Origin of the sequence: Aeromonas sp. R9-2, assembly GCF_040908025.1 — a bacterium.
Classification (GTDB): Bacteria; Pseudomonadota; Gammaproteobacteria; order Enterobacterales; family Aeromonadaceae; genus Aeromonas; species Aeromonas veronii.
The window spans coordinates 1-26,742 of the sequence record NZ_JBFOCX010000020.1 but is presented as its reverse complement, the minus strand read 5'-3'; the positions used below and the strand labels follow the sequence as shown (position 1 = coordinate 26,742).

Sequence of the window (26,742 nt, the reverse complement as noted above, 5' to 3'; positions counted from 1 at the left end):
CGCTTATCGAGCCGAATGATGCGTGACTAAACCAGTAAAAGTTGATGCGTACGGCTCTTCATCTGGTTGCTGCAAGAGGCTGGGAACATGGCCATGCCAACCGGCAAGCCTGCGGGAAGATCCTGAACAAGGGGACGAGTGCAGAGTGACAAGGGGCAGGGCTGGAATATCAACAGTGATAGCAGGAGGTCAAATGACCATCATCACAGCCATTCCGATGAGTGACGACCATATCGCAGGACATTTTGCCAAGGCAGAGCGCTTTGTATTCGTAGATGAACAGGGGATCACCTTGGCAGAGATCGCCAATCCGGTGGCAGGCAACGAGTGCAAAAGTGCGTTGGCGGAGCTGCTTCAGGCGCAGGGGGCACGTCGTATCGTGTTGAAAAATATCGGTAGCAAGATGCTTGGCAAGCTGCTGGGCAGTGGGCTTGCCGTCTATCAGGCCAGTCAGGGGCGTCTCGCTATGGCCGACATGCTGAGCAATGAGTCGGGAAATCTGGCCGAGCTGACATCCGCTGAACAGGGCAGTACATCGCGCTGCGCCGAGGGGGCTGGCCATCACGGTAAGGGAAGCCGTCAATGCGCTCCCCGTGGCCGCCTTGGCAAAGGGGGTTGCTGCAAGTCAGCCTCCGGACAACAGCAGGGCTGTCAGGGTAACCGTCAGCGCAACCACAAGAAATGTTGTGAAGAGTAAGCACAACCGCTAGGTCGAACTGGAGGGGAACGTTGATGGAAAACCTGAATCAAGAGGGTAAGCAAATCCCCTCCATAACCAAGATTGCACATATGCCTGTCACACTCTTTTCAATCATCATGGGGCTGACGGGGGCGGCAATTGCCTGTCGCAAGGCGTTTCCGGATCTGCTGCTGTTGCAGTCGGCAGGGTTCCTTTTCGGGGTCTTGTCATCCCTGCTACTGGTGACGTTTCTGGTGATGTATGGCTGGAAAATCCTCAGACACAATGACGAGTTCCTGCATGAGCTGAAACACCCGGTCAGGATCAATTTCTTCCCGACCATCTCAATCAGCCTGCTGCTGCAATCCGCCTACTGGGCCAGCTGGCATGATGCGGCGCTGGCCCTCTGGTCGGTGGGCGCCAGCTTGCAGCTGCTCTTCACCCTCTACATCATGAGCAACTGGATCCATCGCGACCATTTCACAATCACCCACACCAATCCGGCATGGTTTATACCGATTGTCGGCAATATTGTGGTGCCCCTGGGGGGCGTGCCGCTTGGCTTTCACGAGGTCAGCCTGTTCTTCTTCAGCATTGGCCTTATTTTCTGGTTCTCTCTGCTGACCATAGTGCTCTATCGGCTGTTCTTTCATGAGAGCCTACCCGAGAAGCTGATGCCCACCATGTTTATTCTGTTGGCACCGCCTTCCATCGGATTTATCTCGTATAGCGAAATAGCCAGCTCCAGCGACCTGTTTGCCCATGTCATTTATTATTTTGCGCTGTTTGTATTTATCTTGCTGATGTACAACACCCTCACTTTTTTGAAACTTAAATTTTTCCTCTCTTCGTGGGCGTACTCATTTCCACTGGCGGCATTTTCCGCAGCCTCGGCCATGTTTGCCGACGCAACCGGGAATATCATTCCATATTATCTGGCCAAAATAGTGGTGTGTGCCCTGATTGTATTGATCATCTGGTTAATCAGCATGACAGTGCAGTCATTCTATAAAGGTGAGATTTTCACACCGGAGAAATAACGTGATGAAAAATTATCGAGAGATCAATAAAGAACAACACCAGCTTGGCTCTGCTTATCGCAAGAGCAGCCCGGATACCATGAATGCGTTTATTGCGCTGCACAAAGCCGTTATGAAAGAGGACGAGGCGCTGGCGTTGAAATATCGGGAAATGATCGCCCTCGGTATTGGTATCGCTTCCCGCTGCGATGGCTGCATTGCCGCCCATGTTGCCGGAGCCGTGAAGGCCGGTGCTTCGCGAGCGGAGCTGATTGCCACCGTGGATGTCGCGGTATTGATGGGAGGCGGCCCCTCCATCATCTATGGCACCCAGGCACATGCCGCCATCGAAGAGTTGCTCTCCTGGCACTCAGTTCTCAACATGCGAGTGGCCAAATAGCGAGTGAATAGATCAAGTGGATGAATATCAATCAGAGAACTATCAACAGACCATGATGTCCCACGCCCGTTGCATGGTGTGTGGCACTCATAACCCGGATTCACTGGGAATTCGCTTTTATCAGGGGGAGGAAGGGACAACGGAAGGGCTGTTTATTGCCAACCAGCGCCATCAGGGTTACAGCGATATTTTGCATGGCGGCATGACCAGCACCCTGCTCGATGCGGTGATGACACATGCGTTGCTGCAACGGGGAATAAGAGGATTAACAGCGGAGCTGACCGTTCGTTTTATTGCTCCCATCGATATCGGCAGCAAAGTAGTGCTGTCGGCCAGAATAGTCGACCAGCGTCACGGTATCTATCGTCTGAATGCCGTAGCGTCGGTCGGCGGGATGATTGTTGCAAAAGCATCGGCCAAATTTATCAAGCCGAAAGCCAATAACAGGAGTTAGCGTGATGAAAAAAGAGAGTGTGGTTTTACCAGAAATGGATATCGGTATTTCAGCCGCCGATCGCAAGAAAATTGCAGATGGATTGTCGGCACTGCTTGCCGATAGTTACACCCTTTATTTGATGACCCACAATTTTCACTGGAACGTAACCGGCCCGCAGTTCAACAGTCTGCACAATATGTTTATGGATCAATACACCGAGCAGTGGAATGCGCTGGATGTTATCGCCGAGCGGATCCGCGCATTGGGCTTCCCGGCACCCGGCACATACAAGGAGTTTGTCCGTCTCTCCTCCATTGAGGAGGTCGAAGGGGTGCCCTGTGCCAGTGAAATGCTCAAACATCTGGTGTTGGCGCAAGAAGCCACGGCGAGAACCGCCAGAAAACTGTTCGATCTGGTCGATGCCGTCAATGACCAGCCCACCGCCGATGTGCTGACCCAGCGCATCGATATTCATGAAAAAACCGCCTGGATGCTAAGAAGCATGCTCTCTTGATGGCACGGGGCTGCCATATTATGTGGCAGCCCGACCTTCCCTTAACGGTTCGGTCCAACCGAGCCCTTTGGCTGCTGTCGTTTGGTTTGATAGCGATGCACGAGCCAGTCAATTCCCGCCATTGCCGCCGCGACGCCAATCATGATCAGAGTGAGGCGGCAGCCCTCCTGCCATGAGAGCAAATCCAGATGAAAGTCCTGCCGAATAAATTCCGGGATCAGGCCGATAGGCAAGGTAATAGCCAGATAGGATATAAATTTTCTGAAAAACATATGGTCAGGTTTTGAAGTCTGTTTGTATTGGTCCATCCAGTTTCTTGTTAGCTGTTAACGGTCAGTTGAGTGAGATAGCTATTTACCGCTTCACGAGTCGTGAAATGGTGCTTGTCGTTTGGGAATCGATCAAACAGCTCGCGATGGAAGTGGCGGGAGCTTTTGCCAGCTCGCTGCCCATATTCCGATGCCCACACCAGCAGTTGTTGAAAGTTCTTTTCCGCTGCCACTGTATCCCGTTGCCTAGCACTTTGTGATCCGCGTGATAGCAGTGAATCACGGCATACCGACCAGTCGAGATCCAGAAAAAGCAGGGTATCGGCGGCATCAAGCAGTTGCTCGGCCAGGGCACCAAATACCCCTTCGACCACCCATGATGGCTCTTGAGCAAGTGTTTGAATGGCATGATCAATCTCATGCTGGGGCCGTTTTTGGTTAAAGCCGCCCGGTTGCCAGACGATGGTGTCCAGATTGACCTCGCGGATAGTTAATACCTCAGCCAGCTGCGCCGCCAACCAGCTCTTGCCCGATCCCGAGTTGCCAATAATCAGAATTCGTTTCATCTCTGGGGGCTCTTTTCTGGAACAGATATCTGGAGGCTGGAAAGTAGAGGTGATGACGCGAATGTCCTACGGGTTAATGTAATCATTTCATTTTTCGTTTATAACTAAGAAATTTCAAACGATAAAATCCAATTGATGAAGTTTGAAATTTGTTGAAAGGTAACAGTTTGCCATATTTGTATGATTGCTAGAATGGCGACAAACCACGACATTCTATTTTGATATGATAAGTTTGCAGATTGAACTTTTTCATTGGAAGCTTGTTTTTTTAATTCTAGATTCGCCTTTATTTTACGAACATTGTTCAAATATGAATCAGCCTTTTTAAAAAACTGTTCATAGTTCAATGTATCATCCACTTGGTAATGCATGAAATCAAGTTTTGACGCGATTAAAGCAGTAAGTAACTCCTCTATCTTCAATAGTTCCACGTATGAGTCATAAATGTGATTGTAACTTTTATCAGGGCTTTGATTATAGGTGTCTATAATTGACTGGCAATAGTTTTGATCAAGACGTTTAAATCTGGCATCACAAATATGGAAGAATTGATAGATGTGGTGCGAGTTTATTGGTGAAAAAAAACGAACTGAGAAGTCATTAAGTCGATGTTCATCTATTTCTTCAGATGTTTGGGATGCAATATATAGATGAGATATTTTAGGAGGGATTGATCTTGGCCTAAAATAACGAAGGGAGAATAAGCATCTTTTTAAATCATCACTTTTAAATGATAAGTTAAAGCTATCGAAACTCTTAATAAAGTGTGTGTCACAGTTATCATTATCTATTTCTTTTGGAGGTGGTGCTTTTTCAATAAAGTATGGATTTATATCATCTATATGGATATCCATTGTATATACAGGTACTTCGGTTTGACTTATACCAAAAAACTTGTACAACTTGCTTTCTGCCAATTGCGTTTCTTTATGTAAAAATTCAAGTCTTGATGATAAACGTTCTTCAGATAAGCTGAATCGATCTGATACGGTTGAAGCTACGAATTGTGCGCTAAATGGGTTACAGCTTAAATATTGTATCTGCTCGGGTTCAATATCTGTCACATTAATGTCTTTTAATAATTCTGTAGCTTTGTCGGATAATATCCAGTACAGAGCCAAAAAGGCTAAGCCTCCATCTATATGAATTATTTGTATCGAGCAAGCTTCTATGTAATCACTTTGATGATGAATATATCCATCAACATGATATCTTTTTGATGTGCTTCCGATTTTAAAAAAACCTACATTTAAAAAACTATTGTTAAGCATGGAGTTCTTGGCGTAGGAGTCATCTAAGTAATTGTTTTTAACTTTCCAATATTTTAATTTTATTGCGTTATCTTGAGTGATGGAACAAAAGCTACTGATGGCTTTTGCTTTCCATTTTAGTTGTGGGTTTAGTAGACTGTAATGAGTGATTATGTTGTTTGTTTTACGTTCTTTATTATGTGCGTGATATTCTTTTGTTTCGTAGTAGAACTTGCTGGCAAGATTCATTTTTTTGCTAAAAAACACAGGCGCGATCTTGATCATTCCGCATATGACAGCTGTCATGAAATTGGTATAGCTACCCACTAACCATCTCCTATTTTTAATATGAAATATAAAAATATAGTCTTTAGATATATTTTTATATAGGTTTTAAGTGCTGGAATGTTATTCAGGAATTTTAGCAATATAGTTTTTATAAGGTTTACAGTAGACTTGAAACTACTATTACAGGGCTTGAAAATGGGAGTGGAGCCGAAGGCGTAACGGACTAACTACACGAGAAAGCCCGTAGGTTCGATTAGCGCAACATAATCGGACGTTCGCGATGTTTTTAAATATCTCGCTTGTGGGGCTTCGCTCTGCGCCAACCTACAAAACCCACGCTACCGCCCGTGGATTACAGCCTCCAGCCTGCTGCGGTTATCCGGCGATGTGGTGGATGGCGAAACGGCTGCACAGGGTTGTCTCTGCAAGAGTGGTTGCCAAGTGGGGCATATTAATCGAGAGAGGGGCAGGGTAAAACCGCCGTCGGGCAAAAACCTGCAAAAGATCAATAAATTACTCACTTAATGGGTGCTATCTATCCGCTTGGTACAGCAACCGCAGGCAGAGCCTCACCTCTTGCCGGGTACTACCGCCACTCAATACTCCAGAAACTTCTCCCCGCACAGCTCACAAATTAGATGTTTTACATGGGTGGTCTGGTAGGCCAGTGTTTCACCAAACGCCCAGTTGGTGATGCTGCTGGAAGTAAAGGCTTGCCAGAAGGCTTTGCGCGGATCCTTGGGCATGATGTCCTGGCTGTGATCGCGGGCGACTAGCACCACGATATGGCGTGTACGCTCGCCGCATTTGTCACAGCGGTGGATTTCAGTCGGCGGATTCTGGTCGTGCGGGTTGGTCATAAAAAGGCTCGTGAAGAGAGGGAGGCACCCATCATATTCATCTCCACTTGGCTCTCAATCTTTCTGGTCGAGGGTGTGCGCCGGTTGTGAACAGGATCACCTTTTGTGGCGTGACGCAGACTTGGCCGTGGTGGCAGCCTTTGCGACGTGCTTGTGAGAGGGGATGCCCATGCTGGCCAATACCCGGGCGGCGTTCTCTTCACAGGGCATCTCGTCGGGTTTGGACTCCACCAGCCGGATCAGGGTCTGCAACTGCTGCTTGCTGTGGGCAAGCCTCGCCTCCAGCGCCTCTATGTCGCTCACCTTGGCCTTGAGGGCCGCCAGCAGCGGTGCGTGTTGCCAGGTGCTGATATCCGCCGGTACCAGCTGCTTGATCTCGTCGAGGGAGAAGCCTGCCTGTTGTGCCTGGCTGATGATGGTCAGCAACGGCACCGTCTCGGGCGGGTAGTCGCGATAGCCGTTGGCCCCCCGTTGCACCTTGTTGAGCAGGCCCCTGGCTTCGTAAAAGCGGATAGCCGAGGCCGCCATGCCGGTCTGTTTGGCCAGTTCACCGATCTTCATCTTGCCTCCTGGGCTGCGGGTTGATGGCCCCTGACGCTAAGGCTGAGGGGCGGGTGCCGGGAGATTCTAGGGTTAAAGCCCGCTTGAATGTCAACGGCCCTGAGCAAGCAAGGGGTGGGTGGATAGCCTTTCCTTGGTCGTAGCGGCATCTCGACAAAGGGCTTGACCTTCAAGTCAGCTTCAAACTTATGGTGGGGCCCTCACTACCGAGGAGATCGCCATGAACCCATTTACTCCCCTGACCCTGCCCAATGGCAGCCAGCTTATCAACCGTCTCGCCAAGGCCGCCATGGAAGAGAACATGGCTGACCGTGATCATGCCCCCTCCGAGGCGCTGATCCGCCTTTATCGTACCTGGGCTGAGGGTGGCGCTGGCCTTATCATCACTGGCAATGTGATGGTGGATGGGCACGCCATGACGGGAGCGGGGGGCGTGGTGCTCGACACCCCGGCGCTATCCCCACAGCTGGCCGGGCGTTTCAGGGCCTGGGCCGAAGCGGCCAAAAGCGGGGGCGCCCAGATCTGGATGCAGATCAACCACCCCGGTCGCCAGATGCCGGCGGCGCTGGGGCAACCTACCCTGGCACCTTCCGCCGTGCCCATGGCGCTCGGCAGTTTCTCCAAACAGTTCTCTCCGCCCAGGGCCATGAGCGAGGCCGATATTGCCGAGGTGAAAGCACGCTTTATCAATACGGCGCTGTCGGCACAGCGTCTCGGCTTTGACGGAGTTCAGCTCCACGCTGCGCACGGTTATCTGCTGAGCCAGTTCCTCTCACCGCTCACCAACCAGCGCCACGATCGTTGGGGCGGCAGCCTTGAGAATCGTGCCCGCTTGCTGCTGGAGATAGTGCAGGGGATCCGTGAGCAGGTGGGGGAGCGCTTCTCGCTGTCGGTCAAACTCAACTCCGCCGACTTTCAGCGTGGCGGCTTCAGTACCGAAGATGCCAGAGCTGTGGTCGACATGCTCAACCCGCTCGGGGTAGATCTGGTGGAGCTCTCCGGTGGCAGTTACGAGGCGCCCGCCATGCACGGTCAGGCCCGCGATGGCCGCACCCTGGCGCGGGAAGCCTATTTTCTGACGTTTGCCGAAGAGATAGTGAGTGCCGCTCATATGCCCGTGATGGTGACCGGGGGGATCCGCCGTTATCCGGTGGTGGAACAAGTGCTCGGTAGCGGAGTTGCGGTCGTCGGCATGGCCACCGCGCTTGCCATCGCCCCAGATCTGCCTGCCAGATGGCGCCGTGAGCAGGCGGCAAGCGCCGAGCTCAGACCCATCCCCTGGCGCAGCAAGGTGCTGGCTTCGGTAGGTTATATGGCGATGGTGAAATACCAGCTGCGACGGCTGGGCCGAGGTCAGCCGAGCCACCCCAAGGTTGCGCCATCGCTGGCGCTGGCTTGCCAACAGTGGCAAACCCTGCTTGGCAACGCCCGCTATCGGCGCTGGATCAAGGCGCAGGAAAAGTGAAGAGAGGGTGGTTCGCAGGCGGGCGAGCCAGCCTGGCCAGCTCAGGCCGACTCCCGCTTTTGTAGGCTGGGGGTGATGATATGGCGGTTGGGGGCGAGATCGGGTTGCTGCATCCGGGTCAGCAGTCGCTTTGCCGCCTGACGGCCGATTTCGCGGGCCGGTGAACTGACGAAGGTGAGGGCGGGGGAGGTGAGTTCGGCCTCCGCCACATCGTCAAAACCGAGCAGGGCTACCTGCTGGCCTATGTAGTTGTCCTTGCCCACGGTGCGGCCGCTCGCCTCGACGCCATAGATGGCGCCGAGTGCCACCTCGGGGTAGTGGCAGAGCACGGCGGTCACCTTGGGGTGCTGGTGCAGCAGCTGGGTGATGGTGTCGGCAGCGCTGCGCTGGGTGCGCTCGCACTCCAGTACCCACTCCGGTTTGAAGGGCAGGCCATATTGCAGCAGGCTGGCGCAGTAGCCACCGATCCGCTCGGCGCGGGTGAGGGAGTCGGCCCGTCCGCCGACGTAGGCGATATGGCGGTGGCCCTGCTCGATAAGGTAGGTGGTGGCCTGCTTGGCGGCGTGGGTGTTGTCGGGGCCGATAAAATCCACGTCATCCCGATAGTAGGAACGGGCGGCGCACACCACCGGCAGTTCGGAATCGAGCAGGGTCTCCAGCGTCTTGGCCGCCGCGCCGCGCACCGGATTGAAAATGATGCCCGCCACCCCCTGCCGTGACAGGGAGTGGATGCTCTGCTGCAGCCGCTCCGGGCTGTGGCCGCACTGGGTCAGAAACAGCAGATAGCCCTGCTGCTCCAGCACCTCGCTCACCCCGGCGGTCACCTCGGTATAGAAGGGGTCGGTGATGTCGCGCAGGATCAGCCCCACCAGATTGGACTGCTGGCTGCGCAGGTTGGCGGCGGCGCTGTTGGGCACGTAGTCGAGCTCTTTTATCGCCTGCTGCACCCGCTCGGCGGTGGCCGGGGAGATGCGCCCCTTGCCGTTGAGCACCATGGAGACGGTGGTGACCGACACACCCGCCCGCTGGGCGACATCAGTGATCTTGGTGGCTTTGGCAGAGAGGGATTTGGGCGACATAGGGTGAACGGACGATGGCATGTTGAGAGCGAGGCCCCAGCATACCTGCTTGGGTTGCCAAGTGAAACGTTACATCACCATTGGGCTGATCCGGCTCACAGATTTGGATCCTTCTGCCAGCCTGCCCCCTTATTCTGTGATCCTGTCGGCACTTGTAAGTTGATAAAACGTTTTATCATCCGGCAAAACCTGATGCTGACCCGCGCCTTTGTTTAGAGATTGCTTCGAGATTGCCTCGAGCGGGGGAGGGCAGCCGCAGATATTGCTGTCTATTCACAAGGAGCCGTTTCATGGCCAAGCCTCAAGCCAAATCCACCATCTGGGAGTTCCTGCAGAGCCTCGGCAAGACCTTTATGTTGCCGGTCGCCCTGCTGGCCTTCTCGGGCATCCTGCTCGGTGTCGGCAGCTCGCTCACCAGCGATGCGGTCAAGCAGAGCATGCCCTTCCTCGACAATACCGTGCTGCAACTGCTGTTCCTCTGGATGACCAAGGTGGGGCTGGTGGCCTTTATCTACCTGCCGGTGATGTTTGCGGTGGCCATTCCGCTCGGACTAGCGCGAGAAGAGAAGGGGGTCGCGGCCTTTGCCGGTTTCGTCGGCTATGCGGCGCTCAACCTCTCCATCAACTTCTACCTCACCGTGGCCAACGTCATCGGTGACGCGGCGGCCGAAAAGGCCTACGGGGTGAAATCGATCCTCGGCATCAGCTCCATTGACACCGGTATTCTGGGGGCCATCATCGTCGGGGTGATCGTCGCCAAACTGCACGCCCGTTTCTACACCTACAAGATGCCCGATGCGCTCGCCTTCTTCGGCGGTGCCCGCTTCGTGCCCATCATCACTGTATTGGTGCTGGGTGTAGTCGGTCTGGTCGTGCCGTTCGCCTGGCCCTGGTTTGCTGCCGGCATCAACGGCATCGGGGCGCTCATCTCCCACGCCGGTCCCTTCGGCCCCTTCCTGTTCGGTACCGGTGAGCGTCTGCTGCTGCCGCTCGGCCTGCACCATATTCTGGTGGCGCTCATTCGCTTTACCGAAGCGGGCGGCACCCAGCTGGTATGCGGTCACGAGGTGAGCGGCGCCCTCAATATCTTCTACGCCGAGCTCTCCTGCGCCGACACCACCGGCTTCTCTGTTTCTGCTACCTCCTTCCTTTCTCAGGGCAAGATGCCTGCCTTCCTCGGCGGCCTGCCGGGTGCGGCGCTCGCCATGTATCACTGCGCCCGTCCGGAAAATCGCGGCAAGATCAAGGCGCTGCTGGTCTCCGGCGTGGTGGCCTGCGTCATCGGTGGGATCACCGAGCCGCTCGAGTTCCTGTTCCTGTTCGTGGCACCGGTGCTCTACGTCATTCACGCCATCCTGACCGGTCTGGGCTTTATGACCATGGGGCTGCTCGGCGTCACCATCGGCAACACTGACGGCAACCTCATCGATTTTCTGGTGTTCGGCGTGCTGCAGGGCACCGCCACCAAGTGGTATCTGGTGCCGGTCGCGGCCGCTATCTGGTTTGCCATCTACTACAGCGTGTTCCGTTTCGCCATCGTGCGCTTTAACCTGAAAACCCCCGGTCGTGAAATCGAGACCAGCGAGACTGCCCAGCCCGCAGGCAAGAAGGCCGGCAACAGCGGTTACAACGGTGAAATCATCCTTAACGCCTTGGGCGGGGCCGATAACATTCTCGCGCTCGATAACTGCATCACCCGCCTGCGGATGTCGGTGCAGGACATGAGCCGGGTCGATGACAAGGTATTAAAGGCAAACGGCGCCATCGGGGTGATCAAGCTCGATGAGCACAACCTGCAGGTGGTGATCGGCCCGCAGGTTCATCTGGTGAAAAACCAGCTGCAGAGCCTGATGGGGGCCTGAACCGGCTAATAAGATCCGAACGGGGGGCGCAAGCCCCCCTTGTTTGCCTCTCCCAATATGTCTCCTGTTTATGGAGGGAGAAACTTCATGCACGATATTTATTACTTCGACCGTGTGGTCGACCGCCACGGCACCTACTGCACCCAGTGGGACTATGTAGCCGACCGTTTTGGCCATGCCGATCTGCTCCCCTTTACCATCTCCGACATGGATTTCGAGACCGCCCCCTGCATTCGCCAGACGTTAGCAGCCCGTCTTGAGCACGGGGTATTTGGCTACAGCCGCTGGAATCACGACGACTTCAAGGGGGCGGTGAGCGACTGGTTTGCCCACCGTTACGGGGCGAGCCTCGACCCCGAGACGCTGGTCTACGGCCCCTCGGTCATCTATGTGATTGCCCAGCTGGTGAACCTCTGGTCGGCGCCGGGTGAAGGTGTGCTGGTGCATACCCCCGCCTACGATGCCTTCGGCAATATGCTGGTTGCCAACGATCGGGTGCTGCTGCCTTGCCCGCTCAAAAAAACAGAGGGGAGCTACCAGATCGACTGGGCCTGCTTCGAGCAACAGGCTGCCCGCCCCGATTGCCGGATTTTGCTGCTCTGCAGCCCCCACAACCCCACTGGCCGGGTCTGGACGCGGGATGAACTCGGCCGGATGGCCGCCATCTGCCAGCACCACGGGGTCAAGGTCATCTCGGACGACATCCATATGGATGTGAGCTTTGCCCGCTACCTGCCGTGGAGCGAGGTGGCGCCGGACGATGGTTGGGCGCTGGTGAGCTCGGGCTCGAAATCCTTCAATATTCCCGCCCTTGGCGGCGCCTACGCCTTTATCGCCAACGCAGCGGCGCGCGCCGCCTATCTGCAGCGGCTCAAGGCGGCCCATGGCCTCTCATCGCCGCCCATTCTCGGGGTGCTAGCCCATATCAGCGCCTATCGGGACGGGGCTGCCTGGCTCGATGCCCTGAAAGCCTACCTGCACGGCAACCTCACCCATGTGGCGGCGCGGCTCAACGCGGCTTTCCCCGCCATCGACTATCGGGTGCCCGAGGGAACCTATCTCGCCTGGATTGACCTGAGCGGCCTTGGCATCGACTCCACCGAACGGATGGATGCGCTGCAAACCTTGCTGGTGGAGAAATACCGGGTCGCCATCATGCGTGGCGACACCTACGGCCCCGAAGGCACAGGCTATATCCGCCTCAACGTCGGCTGCCCGCGTTCAAAGGTCGATCAAGGACTCGACGCTCTGATCGGCGCGCTGGGGGAGGTGGGGTAGAGCAAATCCATTCAACGTGAAAAACATAACGGTGCCATCAGTGATGGCACCGTTATGTGGGGAAATATAAAAAACCACCCCGGAGATCCGGGGCGGTTTTTTTATTTAGCGATACCGAGATGAGTCGTGGGCGACATAAGGGCTCAGCGATAGCGGCCACGTACCGAGCTGCTGGCGCGACCGGCCATCTTGATCAGGCTCTGGCGGGTGTGCAGGTGGCAGAGCGCGACGCCGAGGGCATCTGCTGCATCCGCCTGCGGGGTGGCGGAGAGTTTCAGCAGATGGGTCACCATATGCTGCACCTGCTCCTTGGCGGCACCGCCGGTGCCGACTACCGCCTGCTTGATCTGGGTGGCGGAGTATTCGCTCACCGGCAGATAGGCGTTGACCGCGGCGACGATGGCGCTGCCCCGGGCCTGCCCCAGTTTCAGGGCCGAGTCGGCGTTGCGGGCCATAAAGACCCGCTCGATAGCAAACTCGGTGGGTTTGAACTGGGTGATGATCTCGCATACCCCGTCATAAACCTGCTTGAGGCGCTCCGGCAGCTCGCCGCAATCGGTGCGGATGCAGCCAGAGCCCAAGTATTCGGCCTTGCCGCCCACGACCCGGATAACCCCGTATCCGGTGATCCGCGAACCCGGATCGATGCCCAAAATAATGCTCATGGGTGTTGATTGCTCTAAACGCGAGTGATGGCCGCCAAGATAGCAAACTGTGGCCCGTTTGGCTGTATGTCCCGGGTCAAGCGGGTAAAGATTGGCCAGCCGGCGTCGGGCGTGGTTAGCCCTTGAACAGCGCTATGGTGTCGCCATCCTGCAGGCTGCCCGCGCCGCGCACCACCACCCGATCCCCCTGCTTGAGGGCGCCGCTCACTGCCACTTGCTGGCTGTCGCCAAACAGCACGGTGACCGGCACCCGATTCACTTTGAGCGCCTTGCCGCTTCGCGCCACCTGATAGACCACGCTGCCATCGGTGCCGAGCACCAGAGCATCCCGGGGCAGCAGCATGCTCTGCTGATCCCCCAGTGGCAGGGCAACCCGTACCGGCGAGCCGATGATGAAGGTGCCCGCTTCCGGTTTGAGGCGCAGCTCGATGAGGCGCGACTTGGGATCGGCGCTGGCGGCTCGCTGGTAATAGACGCCGTGAACGCTCAGCTGCTCCCCCTCCACCCGCAGCCGGGTTTGCGGTGCCAGCTGCTGGGCCCAGAGAATGGGGGCTTGCAGGCGGATATCCGGCTGATCCGGGTTGACCAGCTCCAGCGCCTGCTCGCCCGCGTCCACATGCTCGCCGGGCTGGATGAAGTGGTTGTTAACCACCCCGTCGAACGGAGCATAGATGTGGCTGCGGCGCAGCTGTTCTTCAATCTGGTTCACCTGTATGGCGGCCAGTCGCTCGGCCAGCGCGGCCTGCTCCACATCATAACTGGCCTTGTCGTACTGGCTCTGGGAGGCGCTCTTTTGCTGGTGCAGCCGGGTGATCCGCTGGGATTCGGCGCGAGCGAAGCGCAAGTTGCTCTGCCATTTCGCCTGCTCGGCGCGAGCCTGCTCCAGCGAGAGGCGCAGCGCTGCGCTGTCGAGGCGCAGCAGCTCGTCCCCTTTTTTGACCCGGCTGCCAAATTCGGCGACCCACTCCACCCGGCCGCTCACTTCGGCACTGAGCGCCGCCTGCTGACGGCTCGCCACCGTGCCGCTGACCCAGATATTGGCGGCCGCATCCCCTTGGGTCACATCCGCCAAGGTCACCATCTTGCCCTGATCGGCCAATACCGGTAGCGCACTGCCTGCAATCAGCACAGCGCCAGCCAACATTCGGGTAATCATATGTGTCATCGATGAGCTCCTTGCTCAGGCCCGCTGGCGCAGGGGTTGTGGGATCGCCACCTGCTCCCCGAGACGCAGGAAAGCAGGCAACAGGATCAGGGTAAACAGGGTGCTGCAGCTCATGCCGCCGACAATGACGGTGGCGAGCCCGCGGTAAATTTCGCTCCCTTCGCTCGGGCTCAGCATCAACGGCAGCATGCCGAAGATGCTGGTGAGACTGGTCATGGCGATGGGACGCATCCGGCTTTGCAGGGCATCGGCCACCGCCAGCTGGCGGCTCATGCCGTCTCGCTCCGCCGTGCGGGTCTGATGCACCAGCAGGATGGCGTTGTTGACCACCAGTCCCAGCAGGATGACAAAGCCGATGATGGTGAGCAAATCCATCGGCAGCGGCACCAGCAGCCCGCTCAGTTGCAGCGCCAGCACGCCGCCAACCGAGGCAAGGGGCAGGGTGAGCAGTACCAGCAGGGCATCCTTGATGGAGGCAAATACTCCCCACAGCAGCACCAGCAGGATCACCACGGCAAACAGGAAGATGGTCCCCAGATTGTCGAGCGCCTGTTGCAGGCTGTCGGCATTGCCGGCAATGCGCAGCTCGCCACCAGCGGGCAGCAGGGGGCGGATGGCGGAAAAACTGCGGTTTTTCAGGGTGTCGATCACCTGCTCCATGGTCATGCCTGCCGGGGGCGCTATCTGCAGGATGATGCTGCGCCGCCCATCGGCCCGGAAGATACTGGCCGGGCCCATGTCGTGCTCCACCCGCAGCAGCTCGCCAAGGGGAACGATGCGCCCGGAGGGGGTGGCCAGCGGCACTGCCTTCAGTTCGTCCGGATTGGCGGAGCTCTGCCCCATCAGCATGATGTCGAGCCGATCCTCGCCGTCGAAATACTCGCCAACCCGCAAGCCGTCGCCAAAGGTCTGGATGATGGTGGGCAGGGGCGTGCGATCCCAACCCACTTCGGCGAGACGCCGATCTTGCGGTACCAGTTTGAGCTCGGGGGCGGTGAAGTCGAGACTCGGCTCGGGCCGGATCTGTGCTCCCGGCAAGTCCTTGCTGAGGAGCCCCATGCTGGCACGGGCCGCCTGATAGAGCTCGGGCAGGTTGCCTCCCTGCAGCAGCAGGGAGACGCCGTTCTCGCTGTTAAAGCCGCCAAACAGCGACCCCTGACCGCCGAACACCCGGGTGTCGGGAATACCCACCAGCAGCTGCTTCATCAACAGGCTCTCCAGCTCCTTGATGCGGGTCTCGTCCTTGGGGCGCACGCCAATCTGGGCGCCCCCCGGGTAGCGCAAGATGTAGTAGTTCTTGAGGGCAGGCTCTTTCTCTCCCTTCATGTAGGGGGCGAGGCGGGCGATCAGGGTATCGATCACCTCTTCGCGCTGGGCCTTGAGGTTGACCCCGGGGGTGAAGTTCATCCAGACATCCACCGCGTCCCGTTTCACGTCCGGCAGATAGTCCATCTTGGGCAGCAGCGCCCAGGTGGCCAGTGCCGGTAGGCTCATCATCAGGGTGATGACTGTCCAGCGCTGGCGTGAGGTCGAGGTCCAGCGGATCACATGACGAGTGGTGCGCTGCCACAGCGGCTCATAGGGATCGGTCAGCGTTTCACGCCCCATCCAGCGCGCCGCCACCGCGGGCAGCACGATGACGGCGACCAGCATGGAGACCGTCACGGCGCAGGCGATGGTGAGCGCCAGATCGGCAAACAGCTGACCCTCCACATCGTTGAGCAGCAGCACCGGCAGGAAGATGGCGACCGTGGTGAGGGTGGAGGCGACCAGCGCCGTCCACACCTGACGGGTACCTTCGAGCGCTGCCTCCGCCTTGCTCAAATCCCCCCGCTCGTGGCGCCGGTAGATACTCTCCAGCACCACGATGGCGGCATCGAGCACCATGCCGACGGCAAAGGCGATGCCCGCCAGCGAGATGATATTGAGGGTGCGATCCATCACCTTGAGCAGGCAGAAGGTGAGCATGATGCTGATGGGGATGGCGAGGGCAATCATCAGGGTCGCCTTGAGCTGGCGCAGGAAGAGCCAGAGGATGGCGCAGGAGAGCAGCACCCCGAGCCCCAGGTTGGCGGTGACCATGCTGACGGCGCGATTGATGTAGAGGGAGGCATCGAACGACTGCTCCATGTGCAGCCCGACCGGCTCCAGCACCTCGCGGTTGAGCTCGTTCACCCGGGCCTTGATCGCCTCAAGGGATGCCAGGGCATTGGCGCCGCTCTCCTTGAAGATCTGGGCGGCGATGGCGGTATTGCCGTTCTGGATCCGCAGCACCGGGTTCTCTTCCCTGGCCACCCTTACCTCCGCCACATCCCGCAGATAGATGGGCAGGCCATCGCGCCAGTCCACCACCTTGTCCCCCAGCGATTCGACATCGTAACGACCGGCGAAGCGCAGCTTGTACTCCCAGCGACCGATGTCGAGGGTACCGGCCGACACGTCCCAGCCGGTGGTGGCGCGGCTGGCCAGTACCGGGATCTCCACCCCCAGCTCGGCGGCGCGATAGGGGTCGAAGCGGATCTGGATCTGGCGCTCGTTGATCCCCTCGACTGCGACCGTCGAGACCCCTTCGATGCGCTCCAGCTCGGGTTTGACCCGCGCCTCGATCAACGCCTGATGATCATCGATCACCCCTTGGGCACCGGGCAGCTGCTGGATGAAGAAGAAGGTGAGGGTATCGTTGCTGCTGTAGTTGTTGACGTAGGGACCGCCGATCTTGTCCGGCAATCCCGAGACCCGGTTCAGTCGCGAAATCACGTCGAGTTGGGCCCGCTGCATGTCGGTGCCGAGGGCAAACTCCATGTCGATTTCGGTAAAGCCGGGATAGCTGTTGCTGACAAGGCTCTTGAGCCCCTGAACCCCCTGCATCTCCTGCTCGATGGGGTCGGTGATCTCCGACTCCATCTCTTGGGGCGAGGCTGAACGCCAGCTCACCGAGATGTTGAGGTGTGGACGGTCGATGTCGGGGAACAGCTGGATCGGCAGTCCCCGGATGCTGAGCAGGCCCAGCAGGAAAATCAGCACGATCGAGACCGCCACCCAGATGGGGCGTTCGATCGCCGTTTTGGCGAGGTTCATTCACTCTTCCTGAGTTGTTGTTATCGGCCATTCCGCTGGCCTTGCTTCCAAAGCCCCTGCAACAGGGACTCAAGCATTTAACTGGAATTCTCCCGACTTGTAAATGCATGGTTAACAAACAAAAAACCGGCCACGAGGGCCGGTTTGGTACTGGTTTGCCAAGGGATCAGGCTGCGTGCTCGACCTTGTTTGGCTGCTTGTTTGCTTGCTGGGAGAAGCCTTCCAGCTCGCCCGGGGCGAAGTTGTCTACCTGAATGGCTTCGTAGCGCAGGGCATCGGCGGCCAGCAGTTTGTCCGCTTCGTCCTTGCTTAGGATGGAACCGGCCAGCGCGGCGGCAACCAGCTCCGGCAGCGCCAGTTTGCGGGGCAGTTTGCCCTCTTTCTGGGCCTGCACCAGCTTCTTCTCGTAGGGCTGCACAGCGACCATGGCCTGGAAGGCGCGCTCCATCAGGCCGACCGGATCCGTCTCGTCCTTACCCACGTAGCAGAGGGCGGTCAGACGGTCGCGGAACTCGCCCGGCTTCATCATGGCCAGACAGATGGCGTGGCAGCGATCGTCGGCCGGCATCTTGTAACCGACGCCGAACGGGAACACCACACGCTTGAGTACGGCACCCACCACCTTGTTCGGGAAGTTCTGGAAGAAGCCCTCGAACGCCTTGCCAATCAGGTAGAGGTTGCGCTCCACCGCGTACTGCACGAACGGCAGATCGGAGACCATGCGGCCCTGATCCTCGTAGTGCTTGAGGGTGGCGGAGGCCAGATAGAGGTGGCTCAGCACGTCACCCAGACGGGCGGAGATCATCTCCTTGCGCTTGAGATCGCCACCCAGCATCAGCATGGAGACGTCGGCGCACAGGGCCAGCCCTTTACTCATGCGGGAGAGCTGCTTGTAGTAGCGGGCGGTTTCACCGGCCACCGGCGCGCTGTTGAACTGGCCCAGGGTCAGCCCCTGGAACAGGGAACCGAAGAAGTTGCCGGCGCCGAAGGCGATGTGCTTCATCAGCAGGGCGTCAAACTTCTCGAGACCACGCTCCACGTCGGTATCAGCCGCCGCTTCCAGCTCGGCAAAGACATACGGGTGGCAGCGGGTAGCCCCTTGCCCGAAGATCATCAGGTTGCGGGTCAGGATGTTGGCCCCTTCCACCGTGATGGCGACCGGAATACCCATGTAGGCGTAGCCGGTGTAGTTTTTCGGGCCCAGCTGGATGGCACGACCGGCGTGGATATCCATGGAGTCATCCATGATCTGACGCGCCATTTCGGTCATGTGGTACTTGGAAATCGCGGTGACGATTGCCGGTGCCTGACCCAAATCCAGCGAACCTGCGGTCATGCGACGGGCCCCTTCCAGCTGATAGGTGAGGCCACCGATGCGGGCCAGCGCCTCTTGCACACCTTCAAACTTGCCGATGGACATGCCGAACTGCTTGCGCACATAGGAGTAGGCACCCACGGTGCGGCTCGCCATGTGACCGCAAGCGGTGCCCAGGGCAGGCAGCGAGATGCCGCGACCGGCGGAGAGGCATTCGACCAGCATGCGCCAGCCGCGACCGGCGTAATCCGGGCCGCCGATGATCCAGTCGAGCGGAATGAACACATCCTTGCCGAAGGTCGGGCCGTTCAGGAACGCCAGACCCATGGGGTAGTGGCGATCGCCGACACGCACGCCCGGGTGGCTGGTGGGGATGAGGGCGCAGGTGATGCCGAGTTCTTCCTTGTCACCCAGCAGTTTTTCCGGGTCATAGAGTTTGAACGCCAGCCCCAGTACGGTAGCGCGCGGCGCCAGGGTGATGTAGCGCTTGTTCCAGTTGAGGCGAATACCCAGCACCTCTTCACCCTTGTGCATCCCTTTGCAGACGATCCCCTTGTCAGGAATGGCACCTGCATCGGAGCCCGCCTCCGGCCCGGTCAGGGCGAAGCAGGGCACCTCTTTGCCATTAGCCAGCCCCGGTAGCCAGAAATCTTTCTGGGCCTGGGTGCCATAGTGCATCAGCAGCTCGCCCGGGCCGAGGGAGTTTGGCACCATGACGGTGACCGCCACGCTCAGGCTCTTGGTGGCAATGCGGGTGACGATGGTGGAGTTGGCAATCGCCGAGAATTCGCGGCCGCCGTAGGATTTCGGGATGATCAGGGAGAAGAAGCCTTCCTTCTTCAGATAGTCCCACACCGGTTCCGGCAGGTCTTTGGTTTCATTGACGATCTTGAAGTCGTCAACCATGGCGAGCAGGGTTTCGACCTGATTGTCGATAAAGGCCTGCTCCTCTGCGGTCAGCTCGGCCTTGCCGTAGCCGTGCAGTTTTTTCCAGTCGGGGTTGCCGCGAAACAACTCGCCATCCCACCAGACGGAGCCGGCTTCCATGGCCTCCCGCTCGGTAGCTGACAAGGGCGGCAATATCTTTTTGAAGATGCCGAACACCGGACGGGTTACCACCTTTTTACGGATGGAGGGTACGCCGAGCACAACGGCTATCGCCAGCACCAGCAGGACAAGCAATGTGATCATACCGAAGTTCCTTCTATTTCACTGTTTCCGTTGATTTATTGTTGGTTGTTACACGGCCAGGGAGAGCCTGGTCGACTCCACGGGCGCCCCGACTCCGGACGCCAGATAAGGAATAACGTTGCGCACCAGCCCTTCCACATCGAGCTGCTGGCCAAAGTCGGCCAGGGCGATGTCGCGCAGGGCATCGGCGGAGGCCATGGTGAATACGACGGTGCCCAGAGTGAAGTGCAGGCGCCAGAACAGATCCGCTGGCGACAGGGCCGGATTGGCCTTGGAGATGGCCTGGGTGATCCGCTGCAAAATGGGGCCATAGTGGGCGGTGATAAAGCGGCGCAGGTGGCCCTGGCTGTCGATATAGCCGCGCCCCAGCAGCTGCATGAAGATGGCCGGGCCATTGGCCCGTACTGCCGAGAGCTTCATCAGCGGCTCGACAAAACTTTCAAACAGTTGCAGCAGGGTCAGCTGCTCCTGCTCCATCAGTACCCGCAGGCGGGCATCTAGATCGGGCATAAACAGGCTCAGATAGCGGTCGAGCACCGCCTGGATCAGCTCCTTCTTGGAGCCAAAGTGATAGTTCACCGACGCCAGATTGACGTCGGCTTCACTGGTGATCAGACGCAAAGAGGTATCGGCGAATCCCCGCTCGGCAAACAGCACTTCAGCGGCGTCGAGAATACGGTTTTTGGTATCGATTTTACTCACTGGACACCTCACTTAAACGAATGTTTAAAAAGTACGTTTCATAACGTGAAGTGTCAAGAGAATGTGAATGAGTGTTAGCGGAATGTTTTTCGATGAAAAAAGCAAAGTGGGCGGAACTTAGTCAAAAAGCAGGACTCTATATCTATGCCACTGCAATTAAACATTAAGTCTCGCCCAACCTGCACCATGCTAGTTGGGCCTTTTTTTGCGCGTCTGTTACCGGTTTGCGGTTTGCAGGCAAAAAAAAAACCGCCGCAGGGCGCGACGGTGGGGAAAGTGAGTTCGCGTCATCCTGACGGCAAACTGTCGATGCGAGTTCAGGCATGTATCGACGGGGGCAGTATGCCAGCCAGAGCCCCTCAGACTATGTCAGCTTCGCGGTATTTTGTGACAAAGTGTGGCAAGCACTGGCGTGGCCCACGCTGCCGCTCTTTGCTATGCTGCCCTTTCAAAATATGAGGGGAGAGAAGATGAAGTACCCGGTCGATACCCACACTCACACCATTGCCAGCACCCACGCCTACAGCACCATCCACGACTATCTGCCGATAGCCAGGGCCAAGGGGATCAAGCTGTTCGCCACCACGGATCATGGCCCCGAGATGGCCGATGCCCCTCATGTCTGGCATTTCGCTAACTTGCCGATATTGCCAAGAGTGGTGGATGGGGTAGGGATCCTGCGGGGTATCGAGGCCAACATCAAAAACCTGGAGGGGGAGATCGATTTTCCCGAGCGCTATGAGTCGCGCCTCGACATGATCATGGCGGGCTTTCATGAGCAGGTATTCCCTCCCTGCGATCAGGCCACTCACACCCAGGCGATGATCAACGCCATCAAGAGCGGCCGGGTCGACATGATCAGCCACCCTGGCAACCCTTCATTTCCCATCGACATTCAGGCGGTGGTCAAGGCGGCCGCTGACTATCGGGTAGCGCTGGAGATCAACAACTCCTCTTTCATTCACTCGCGCCCGGGTAGCGAAGGCAACTGCCGTGCCATAGTCGAAGCCGCGCGAGATCTGGGGGCCTATCTCACTTTCGGCTCCGATTCCCACGTGGCATTTACTCTTGGCGATTTTGACCACTGCCACCGTCTGGTGACCGAAGCGGGCTTTCCGCTGGAGCGGATCCTGGTGCGCTCCCCCCGGGCCTTGCTCGATTTCCTCGAAAGCCGCGGCCGGGCCCATATCCCCGAGTTTTCCGATCTGTGAATCGGGCTCTAACACCATGAGCCAACTCATAAAATCGAGCTGGCTCAATTGACTTGCCGGTCATTTTTTATGAATGTGGAGAGCAACAAGCCGGTATAGCTCAGTTGGTAGAGCAGCGCATTCGTAATGCGAAGGTCAGGAGTTCGATTCCCCTTATCGGCACCATATAAAACAAAGGGTTAGCTTCTAGGTGAAGCTAACCCTTTGTGCTTTTGGGCTGGTGGCGCCTTCTCATACCCCTCTTTTGCTATCGCAACCCCAAAGGGGAAGGGGCAGCGGGCCAACCCTCTCGGCAGGCGGCTACGCAGTTTTTGCTATTCCCCTCAGGCAACCTCGATGTCTGGCTTAGCTGGCTCCTTCTGTATGGATAGCTCTCCAGTTTGCGACGGGGATTCCAGCTTGTCGATGCGCACCGCCGCCACCTTGAACTCGGGGATTTTGGCGTGAGGATCGGTGGCATTGATGGTGAGCCGGTTGGCCGGTGCTTCGGCAAAGTGGAACGGGATGAACACTACGCCCGGTTGCATCCGCTTGGTGACGAAGGCGGGCAGTTCGATATGGCCGCGGCGGCTGGTGACCTTCACCCGCTCACTGTTGCTGATCCCCAACCGCTGCGCATCCACCACGCTCATCATCACCCGTGGGCCAGCCAGCTTGTCGAGCCCCTTGGTCTTGCGGGTCATGGTGCCGGTGTGGAACTGCTCCAGCAGGCGACCGGTGGTGAGCACGATGGGATAGGTCTCGTCGGGCAGCTCGGCGGCATAGCGGAACGGGGTGGCGACCATCTCCCCCTTGCCACGGGTGAACTGCTTGCCGTGGAGCAGGCGAGTGCCTTCGGGCGCCGCATCGTTGCAAGGCCACTGTAGCCCTTGCGCTCCCACCTTGTCCCACTGGATGCCGGCGTATTGCGGGGTGACCCGGCAGATCTCTGCGGTGATCTCCTGCGGGTGTTGATAGCGCCAGTCGCCACCCATGGCGTTGGCGATCTGCTGGATGATCCACCAATCCTCCCGTGCGTCACCCGGCGCCTTGAGGGCGGGGGAGATGCGCTGCACCCGCCGCTCGGTGTTGGTGAAGTGGCCGCTCTTCTCGGCAAAGGAGCAGGAAGGGAGCACCACATCGGCCAGCTGGGCGGTTTCCGAGAGGAAGATATCCTGCACCACCAGAAACTCCAGCTGCTTGAGCCCCTCGATGACGTGATGCTGATCCGGATCGCTCAGCACCGGGTTTTCCCCCATCACATAGAGCCCCTTGATGCTACCCGCGCAGGCGGCATCGATGGTCTCGGTGAGGGTAAGGCCGGGCGTGCGCGGCAAGTCTGGCTGCTGCCAGGCTGCCACGAAGCGGGCATGCACCTCGGGGTTGGCCACCTTCTGATAGCCGGGCAGGCAGTTGGGCAGCGCCCCCATGTCACAGGCGCCCTGCACGTTGGATTGGCCCCGCAGCGGGTTGATGCCACCCCCTTCAATGCCGATGTTGCCGCACAGCAGTTGCAGGTTGGCGATGGCGCGCACGTTGTCGTGGCCGGTGGTGTGCTGGGTGATCCCCATCGAGTAGTAGACGGCGGTGCGCTCGGCGGTGCCGATAAGGCGAGCGAGCTCGATCACCTGCTCGGCCGGTACGCCGGTGACGAGGGCGACCTTGTCCGGGGCATAGGCCGGGGAGAGCACCTCCGCTTGCAGCGCTTCGAACCCTTCCACCCGATCGGCAATATAGGCCTTGTCGTGCCAGTTGTTCTGGATGATCTGCTGCATCAGGCCGTTGAGCAGCATCACGTCGGTGCCGGGGCGGTGGGCCAGATAGAGGCTGGCATGGTCCGCCATCTCGATCCGCTTGGGATCGGCCACTACCAGCCGCGCCTTGCTCATGGTGACGGCCCGCTTGATATGGGAGCCGATGATGGGGTGGGCCGCCGAGGTGTCGGAGCCGATGATGAAGATGAGATCCGAGTGATCAATGCTCGGGATGTCGTTGGTCATGGCGCCGCTGCCGAGTGACGCCTCCAGCCCGGTGACGGTGGAGGCGTGACAGAGCCGCGCGCAGTGATCCACGTTGTTGGTGCCCAGCTCCCGGCGCATGAACTTCTGGAACAGGTAGTTCTCTTCGTTGGTGGTTTTGGCTGACGAGAAACCCGCCAGCGCATCGCTGCCATAGTGCTGGCGCAGGGCGGTGAAACGCTCGGCCACCAGGGCGATGGCCTCCTGCCAGCTGGCGGGCACCAGCTCGCCATTTTTACGGACAAGCGGGGTAGTGAGGCGCTCCTCGCTCTGAATAAAGTCAAAGCCGAAGCGTCCCTTGACGCAGAGCAGCCCCTGATTGACCGGTGAGTTGCGATTCCCCTCCACATAGCGGATGCGGTTGTTCGCCTCATCGACGTAGAGGGTGACGCCGCAGCCGACCCCGCAGTAGGTGCAAATAGTATTGACCGGCGTGAGCAGCTCGGTGCGCCCCTGCGACTTGTCGCGGGCATCCACCAGAGCGCCGGTGGGGCAGACTTGTACACAGGCGCCGCACTGCACGCAGTGGGAGTCGCCCATCGAGAGCCCCGTGTCGAACTGCGGCCGGTTCGAGAGGGTGCCATCGTTGTTTTTGGCAAAGCGCAGCACCCCTTGTACCGCCTGTTCGCCACAGGTCTGCACGCACTGGCCGTAGCCGATGCAGCGGTTGGCATCAAACACGATAAATTCGCTGCTGTTATCCACTGCAAACTTCTGGCACTGGCTGGTGTCGAGAGCGCTCTGCTCGACCTTGTATTCGGTGGCGTAGTCGCGCAGTGCACAATCGGTGTTGGCCTGACAGCCGCACTCGAGGCAGCGGCTGGCTTCGCTGCGGGCATCGGCATCACTCAAACCGCGTTCCACCTCGGCAAAGCTGCCCTCGCGATCCTTCTCTGCCAGATGGGGCATGATGGTGCGGGCGACTTTTTTCAGGTGAGCAAACTGGGCGGGATCGACCTGCTTGAGTGTGGGAGCCTTGCAGGCGTTGAAGGGCCGCACCGGGTCGATCATGTCACCGTGGAGGAACTGATCGATGGCCAGCGCCGCCTTGCGGCCATCGGCGACCGCCTCGATGGCGGTGGCGGGCCCGCGGCGCAGATCGCCGATGGCGAACAGGTTGCCGTGGCCGCTGTGCATGGTCTCGGGGTGGGACTCCAGCGTCTGCCAGCGGGTGAAGGGGAGGGGGAGGGGCTCCCCTTCCATAAAGCTGAGGTCCGGCTGCTGCGACACTGCCGCAATCACGGTATCAAACTCTTCAAGGAAGAACTCACCGGTGGGCTCCGGGCGGCGGCGACCGGAGGCGTCCGGCTCGCCGAGGGCCATCTTCTCGAGACGCACCTGACAGACGCGACCACCCTCATCGGCCAGATTCTCCACCGGATTGGTGAGCATCATGAAGCGCACCCCTTCGTGCTCCGCCTCGTCGATCTCGTACGCTTCGGCAGGCATCTCGGCGCGGGTGCGGCGATAGATAAGGGTGGTTTCGGCGCCGAGGCGCACCGCCGTGCGGGCGCAGTCGATCGCGGTATTACCACCCCCGATCACCGCAACCCTCTTGCCGGTGGTGAGCCGCTTGGCCAGCATCCGATCCTTGAGGTAATCGACCCCGAGATAACAACCGGCCAGGGTGCTGCCCGGGTAATCCATCGGCACCGCCTTGGATGCGCCGACGGCCAGACAGACCGCATCATAGTCGCGGCACAGCGCCGAGAGGGTGATCTGGTGGCCCAGTCGCTGCCTGGTGTGGATCCGCATGCCACTTTGGCACATCAGGCCGATCTCCTGATCGAGGATCGCCTTGGGCAGCCGGTATTCGGGGATACCGTAGCGCAGCCAGCCACCCGCTTCGGGCATCGCCTCGAACAGATCGACCTCGAACCCCTCGTAACCCAGATAGTAACCGCAGGTCAGGCCGCCCGGGCCGCTGCCGATAATGGCAACCCGCTTGCCCTTGGCGGGCTTCTTTGCCGGTTGATAGGGGGCAACCTCGGCCAGATCGAGATCGGCGGCATGGCGCTTGAGCTGACGAATGGCGAGCGGCTCATCTACCAAGGCGCGGCGGCACTCTGCCTCACAGAAGGCGGGGCAGACCCGGCCGATGGAGAGGGGCATCGGCAGGGTCTGCTTGATGACGGCCATGGCCGCCTGGTGATCCCCCATGGCGATATGGTGCAGATAGGATTGAATGTCCACCCCGGCCGGACAGGCGCGCTGGCAGGGGGCTTCGCAATCGGCGTAGTGATCCGAAAGGATGCGGCCGAGCGCCTGCTGGCGGTGGGCGCGCAGGGTATCGCTTTGGGTCGTGATCACCATCCCTGCCTCGGGGCGCGTCTCGCAGGCGCGCCGGATGCCGAGACCGGCAATCTCGACCACGCAGAGGTCGCAGGGTGTCTTGGGGCCGCTGGTGTTGTCACCGCACAGGGAGGGGATGTCGATCTGGTGCTGTTTGGCTATCTGGAGCAGGGTTCTGGTCGGGTCAACCGTCAACTGAGCCCCATCGAGGGTGATGGTGATCATGGCGTCATAAACTCGCTTTCAAGGCGCAGAAAATGCTGCATCTGGCGGAGCCAGCAGGGGAAGCGACAGGGAGGCCGCTTGCTATACGCTCACCATAACAAAGATTATTTACAACTTTATTTGATTTTAGACAGCTTATTGTTCAAAAGGGAAAACGATTTCAGGTTGTCTTGTCTACCTCATCGGCTCGGCGCATCGTTGAGAACCATTCCGTTACAGCAGGTGATTCATTGTCTTATTGTCAGTTTATGCGTCTGGTAGAAGAGAGGCTGCTCTCGCTCGCGATAGGTGTTATCCGTCAGTAGCACCATTTTTTATGCAACTTATTTTGCATAAATGGTGACGCAAGGCATGCGGTGCATGCAGAGCAAAGGG

The 26,742-nt window shown here is 58.5% G+C and carries 21 protein-coding genes and 1 tRNA gene; 10 read left to right on the top strand and 12 right to left on the bottom strand.

All coding sequences use genetic code 11. The features are described from left to right. The first annotated feature begins 193 nt into the window (after positions 1-193). Genes AB5Y71_RS06105 through AB5Y71_RS06085 form a run of 5 tightly spaced genes read left to right on the top strand, consistent with a single transcriptional unit; the run spans position 194 to position 3,048 of the window. Positions 194-697 (top strand): NifB/NifX family molybdenum-iron cluster-binding protein, encoded by a 504-nt coding sequence (locus tag AB5Y71_RS06105; RefSeq protein ID WP_335838750.1) that lies wholly within the window; start codon positions 194-196, stop codon positions 695-697. Between the two features lie 35 nt (positions 698-732). Then, positions 733-1,719, top strand: a complete 987-nt coding sequence (locus AB5Y71_RS06100) for an SLAC1 anion channel family protein (RefSeq protein ID WP_368171211.1) — start codon at positions 733-735, stop codon at positions 1,717-1,719. Between the two features lie 4 nt (positions 1,720-1,723). Beyond that, positions 1,724-2,098, top strand: a complete 375-nt coding sequence (locus AB5Y71_RS06095) for a carboxymuconolactone decarboxylase family protein (protein WP_005334600.1) — start codon at positions 1,724-1,726, stop codon at positions 2,096-2,098. Between the two features lie 16 nt (positions 2,099-2,114). Then, a complete protein-coding gene (locus AB5Y71_RS06090) occupies positions 2,115-2,552 on the top strand; it encodes a PaaI family thioesterase (protein ID WP_368171210.1) in 438 nt (145 codons plus the stop codon). 4 nt (positions 2,553-2,556) lie between these two features. Next, on the top strand, positions 2,557-3,048 hold the full coding sequence (locus tag AB5Y71_RS06085) for a Dps family protein (protein WP_005334596.1): 492 nt from the start codon (positions 2,557-2,559) through the stop codon (positions 3,046-3,048). Positions 3,049-3,089: 41 nt separating this feature from the next. Here AB5Y71_RS06085 and AB5Y71_RS06080 read toward each other — a convergent pair whose 3' ends face one another. The 5 genes from AB5Y71_RS06080 to AB5Y71_RS06060 form a co-directional block, all read right to left on the bottom strand. Continuing rightward, a complete protein-coding gene (locus AB5Y71_RS06080) occupies positions 3,090-3,356 on the bottom strand; it encodes a hypothetical protein (protein ID WP_368171209.1) in 267 nt (88 codons plus the stop codon). Positions 3,357-3,367: 11 nt separating this feature from the next. Further along, positions 3,368-3,883 (bottom strand): AAA family ATPase, encoded by a 516-nt coding sequence (locus AB5Y71_RS06075; RefSeq protein WP_368171208.1) that lies wholly within the window; start codon positions 3,881-3,883, stop codon positions 3,368-3,370. A 104-nt stretch (positions 3,884-3,987) separates the two neighbouring features. After that, positions 3,988-5,460: a hypothetical protein gene (locus tag AB5Y71_RS06070; RefSeq protein WP_368171207.1), complete on the bottom strand. Its 1,473-nt coding sequence runs from the start codon at positions 5,458-5,460 to the stop codon at positions 3,988-3,990. Positions 5,461-6,017: 557 nt separating this feature from the next. Next, positions 6,018-6,281, bottom strand: coding sequence for a hypothetical protein (locus AB5Y71_RS06065; protein WP_368171206.1), 264 nt, complete (start codon positions 6,279-6,281; stop codon positions 6,018-6,020). Positions 6,282-6,377: 96 nt separating this feature from the next. Further along, the gene (locus AB5Y71_RS06060; protein WP_368171205.1) at positions 6,378-6,842 is read right to left on the bottom strand and encodes a MerR family transcriptional regulator; all 465 of its coding nucleotides are present in this window, start codon (positions 6,840-6,842) and stop codon (positions 6,378-6,380) included. 220 nt (positions 6,843-7,062) lie between these two features. On the opposite strand from AB5Y71_RS06060, the gene AB5Y71_RS06055 reads away from it, so the two are divergent. Then, entirely contained in the window at positions 7,063-8,307 is a 1,245-nt protein-coding gene (locus AB5Y71_RS06055) for an NADH:flavin oxidoreductase/NADH oxidase family protein (RefSeq protein ID WP_368171204.1), read from the top strand. 41 nt (positions 8,308-8,348) lie between these two features. On the opposite strand, the gene AB5Y71_RS06050 is transcribed toward AB5Y71_RS06055, so the two are convergent. After that, complete coding sequence (locus AB5Y71_RS06050) at positions 8,349-9,386, bottom strand: Mal regulon transcriptional regulator MalI (protein ID WP_368171203.1); 1,038 nt, start codon at positions 9,384-9,386, stop codon at positions 8,349-8,351. A 290-nt stretch (positions 9,387-9,676) separates the two neighbouring features. On the opposite strand from AB5Y71_RS06050, the gene malX reads away from it, so the two are divergent. Both malX and AB5Y71_RS06040 read left to right on the top strand, forming a co-directional pair. Further along, positions 9,677-11,248 (top strand): maltose/glucose-specific PTS transporter subunit IIBC, encoded by a 1,572-nt coding sequence (malX, locus tag AB5Y71_RS06045; RefSeq protein ID WP_199427283.1) that lies wholly within the window; start codon positions 9,677-9,679, stop codon positions 11,246-11,248. A gap of 87 nt (positions 11,249-11,335) precedes the next feature. Further along, a complete protein-coding gene (locus AB5Y71_RS06040; RefSeq protein WP_368171202.1) occupies positions 11,336-12,526 on the top strand; it encodes a MalY/PatB family protein in 1,191 nt (396 codons plus the stop codon). Positions 12,527-12,669: 143 nt separating this feature from the next. Here AB5Y71_RS06040 and ruvC read toward each other — a convergent pair whose 3' ends face one another. The 5 genes from ruvC to AB5Y71_RS06015 form a co-directional block, all read right to left on the bottom strand. After that, positions 12,670-13,191, bottom strand: coding sequence for a crossover junction endodeoxyribonuclease RuvC (ruvC, locus tag AB5Y71_RS06035; RefSeq protein ID WP_005334512.1), 522 nt, complete (start codon positions 13,189-13,191; stop codon positions 12,670-12,672). Positions 13,192-13,306: 115 nt separating this feature from the next. Beyond that, on the bottom strand, positions 13,307-14,356 hold the full coding sequence (locus AB5Y71_RS06030; RefSeq protein ID WP_368171201.1) for an efflux RND transporter periplasmic adaptor subunit: 1,050 nt from the start codon (positions 14,354-14,356) through the stop codon (positions 13,307-13,309). A gap of 15 nt (positions 14,357-14,371) precedes the next feature. Beyond that, positions 14,372-17,434 (bottom strand): efflux RND transporter permease subunit, encoded by a 3,063-nt coding sequence (locus AB5Y71_RS06025; RefSeq protein ID WP_236292242.1) that lies wholly within the window; start codon positions 17,432-17,434, stop codon positions 14,372-14,374. Between the two features lie 166 nt (positions 17,435-17,600). After that, the gene (locus AB5Y71_RS06020) at positions 17,601-19,940 is read right to left on the bottom strand and encodes an acyl-CoA dehydrogenase (protein WP_362786860.1); all 2,340 of its coding nucleotides are present in this window, start codon (positions 19,938-19,940) and stop codon (positions 17,601-17,603) included. 48 nt (positions 19,941-19,988) lie between these two features. Beyond that, positions 19,989-20,642, bottom strand: coding sequence for a TetR/AcrR family transcriptional regulator (locus tag AB5Y71_RS06015; protein WP_005334507.1), 654 nt, complete (start codon positions 20,640-20,642; stop codon positions 19,989-19,991). 470 nt (positions 20,643-21,112) lie between these two features. Here AB5Y71_RS06015 and AB5Y71_RS06010 point away from each other — a divergent pair, with 470 nt between their 5' ends. Both AB5Y71_RS06010 and AB5Y71_RS06005 read left to right on the top strand, forming a co-directional pair. Further along, on the top strand, positions 21,113-21,853 hold the full coding sequence (locus AB5Y71_RS06010; RefSeq protein ID WP_368171200.1) for a phosphatase: 741 nt from the start codon (positions 21,113-21,115) through the stop codon (positions 21,851-21,853). A gap of 89 nt (positions 21,854-21,942) precedes the next feature. After that, positions 21,943-22,018: transfer RNA gene (locus tag AB5Y71_RS06005), tRNA-Thr, on the top strand. A 158-nt stretch (positions 22,019-22,176) separates the two neighbouring features. Here AB5Y71_RS06005 and fdhF read toward each other — a convergent pair. After that, the gene (fdhF, locus tag AB5Y71_RS06000; RefSeq protein WP_368171199.1) at positions 22,177-26,367 is read right to left on the bottom strand and encodes a formate dehydrogenase subunit alpha; all 4,191 of its coding nucleotides are present in this window, start codon (positions 26,365-26,367) and stop codon (positions 22,177-22,179) included. Between the last annotated feature and the right edge of the window lie 375 nt (positions 26,368-26,742).